Origin of the sequence: Actinotignum inguinis, assembly GCF_051265835.1 — a bacterium.
Lineage (GTDB): Bacteria > Actinomycetota > Actinomycetes > Actinomycetales > Actinomycetaceae > Actinotignum > Actinotignum timonense.
Genome location: NZ_JBOZDP010000038.1, coordinates 1 through 2,800, shown reverse-complemented (window position 1 = coordinate 2,800; position 2,800 = coordinate 1). Strand labels below are relative to the sequence as shown.

Below are 2,800 nucleotides of genomic sequence, written 5' to 3'. Positions count from 1 at the left end.
TGACCGATTCGCCGTCCGCCTTGATTTGGGTGCTGGCAGGCGTAACTTCTACGCCGACCAGATCATCATGCCCGGTACCCTAGGACGTATGAGTAGTGATCTTGTTGCGCGCGTGGATGAGGCCCTGCCCGTCCATCGCGCTTTGCTTGAGGACCTTGTCCGTATTCCTTCCGTTTCCGCTGATGCATTCGACCAGGCGAAAGTGCGTGAATCCGCGGAATTCGTGGCGCGCATGGCCCGCGAACGCGGTTTCGACGTCGATATTATTGAATTGGAAACACCCCAGGGTAAGGGCCGCCCGGCGATTCTCGCCCATAAGCACGTCGGCGATGATAAGCCCACCATTCTTCTTTACGCGCATCACGATGTGCAGCCGCAGGGCACCCTGGACGGTTGGGAATCCGATCCTTTCGAGCCGGTGGAAAAGAACGGGCGCCTCTACGGGCGCGGCACCGCCGATGATAAGGCGGGCGTGCTCGTCCACATGGCCGCGATTTCGGCCCTCGGCGATGACCTGGCCGTGAACGTCACCCTCTTTATCGAAGGTGAAGAAGAAATCGGTTCGCCTACCTTCCATGCTTTCCTGGAAACCTACCGGGATCGCCTCGAGGCCGATGCCATCGTGGTGGCTGATTCGGGTAACTGGAAGGTGGGGGTGCCCTCCCTGACCACTTCGCTGCGCGGCGTGGTACGCCTGGGGGTGGAAGTGTCCACTCTCACCCACGGCGTGCATTCGGGCCAGTACGGCGGGCCCACCCTCGATGCGGTGACCGCCCTCGCGCGGATTATCGCCACCTTGCACGACGAGAACGGCGACGTTGCGGTTCCCGGCCTGGATGCGTGGGATGATGCCGACGTCGATTACGAAGAAGAACACCTGCGCCGCGATGCCGCGATTCTGCCCGGCATGCAGCTCCTGGGCACCGGCTCCTTCAATTCGCGCATGTGGACGAAACCCTCCATCGCCGTGATCGGCATGGACGTGACCTCCACCGCGGAAGCTTCCAATACCGTGATTCCCTCCGCGCGGGCCTTCCTGTCCATGCGGGTGGCTCCCGGTCAGGATCCCCAGCGCGCCGGCGAACTGCTGGCCGAATACATTGAGGCTCAGGCGCCGTTCGGTGCCACCGTGGTCACCGAAGTTGCGGAAGCGGGTTCCGGTTTCAAGGCCGGGGAGGATACCCCCATCATGCATCTGGCCCGCAAGGCCCTCAGCGAAGCCTTCGGCCACGAATCGGTGGACATTGGCACCGGCGGGTCCATTCCCTTCATTTCCGACCTCGCGGAAGTCTTCCCGGAGGCGGAGATTCTGGTGACCGGCGTGGAAGATCCGGACGCGCGCGCTCACGCTCATAACGAATCCCTGCACCTGGGCGACTGGCGTAACGCTATTCTGGCGGAGGCGCTGCTCCTGGAGAAACTGGGCGCGGGCGAAAGCCACTAAAACGCGGATACGCGAAGGCCGCGGCGTACTCGCGCGGCGCGAACAGGACGAAGAAAGTGACATTGATGGGAAAGAAAATTCTTGCGGGCTGCACGGCGGCCTTACTTGCGTGCAGCCTCGCGGCATGTTCGGGTGGGAACGACGGCGCAGCTAGCTCAACACCGGCTGCTTCGGAATCCGCGAGCGCTGAGGCAAGCGGCGCGGTGGAAAGCCCCGCCCCCGGGGAAGTCCCCGAGATTGTGTACTCGGAGGAGGGCATGCCGTCCCTGGGGGGCACGGCGCAGGCGCCGCTGCTGGAGTTCCCGAAGGGGGATGCTCCCGCGGATGTGCGGGTGCGGGTGCTCGAACAGGGCAGCGGCGCGGAATTGGGCGCCGATGCGGTGGCCAAGGTCAATTACGTGGGCCAAGTGTGGGGGAAGAACAAGCCTTTCGATTCTTCCTATTCGCGTAATGCTCCGGCCACATTCCCGCTCGCCCAGGTGATCCCGGGCTGGAGTCACACCCTGGCCAAGGCCCACGTGGGGGACAAGCTGATTTTGTCCATCCCGGCAAAGTGGGGTTACGGACCTTCGGGTGGTACCCAGGATGGCTCCATTGGTGCTACGGATACCATCGCGTTCTACGTGGAAATTCTGGATGCCTGGAACGCGAAGAGCGCGGGTGAGGCCGGTGCCACGGTGGAAACCGCGGCCGATGCCCTCCCGGTGGAATACAAGGGGGAGCTGGGCCAGCCCATTACCGAGATCCGGGTGAAAGAGGGCGCGGAAGCTCCCGCGGAGCTCAAGGCCACGGTTATTGCCCGCGGCAGCGGGGCCCCGCTCCCGGAGAAGGGTACCTATGTGCTCCAATTCGCGGCCGCGCAATGGGATAACGCCCACGCGGAAAACACCTGGGCGCCCACAACGGCGAACTACCCGGCCGGGCCGCGTTCGGTTCCTTCTACCCAGCAGATTTTCGCGCCCCTGGCCGGGGTGCCGACGGGCTCGCGGGTTTTGCTGAGCGTGCCCAGTAAGGACAATCCGGCCCAGGCCATCGCCGTAGTGGTCGATATCCTTTCCGCGGTGTAGTTGCCAGGTAGTTACTGGGTCGCCACCAGGTAATTGCCGGATAGCTACCGGGTAGCTACCGGCGGTTTCGGATAGGGCCGAAATTGACCCGGATAACGTAAGGGCGAGGTACCTCAATAGAGGTGGCCTCGCCCTTCGTGCTATCTAGGAAGGAGGCCGCGCGTGACTATGAATAGCACCGGCGCGGTGTGCGCGTGAGTTATTTGCGAATGACCTGACTTGGCTCATTTTGTCGTGATAGGTTTCATATTGACGTTGTGGCCTGGGGTTTTGTCTCGTTCGTGGGTGA

The 2,800-nt window shown here is 62.9% G+C and carries 2 protein-coding genes; both read left to right on the top strand.

Features of this window, described 5'->3' with window-relative positions; all coding sequences use genetic code 11:
- Window positions 1-67: 67 nt before the first annotated feature.
- The gene (locus ACRQFC_RS09170; RefSeq protein ID WP_435734675.1) at window positions 68-1,444 is read left to right on the top strand and encodes a dipeptidase; all 1,377 of its coding nucleotides are present in this window, start codon (window positions 68-70) and stop codon (window positions 1,442-1,444) included.
- Window positions 1,445-1,509: 65 nt separating this feature from the next.
- The gene (locus ACRQFC_RS09165) at window positions 1,510-2,511 is read left to right on the top strand and encodes an FKBP-type peptidyl-prolyl cis-trans isomerase (protein WP_284896583.1); all 1,002 of its coding nucleotides are present in this window, start codon (window positions 1,510-1,512) and stop codon (window positions 2,509-2,511) included.
- Window positions 2,512-2,800: the final 289 nt, after the last annotated feature.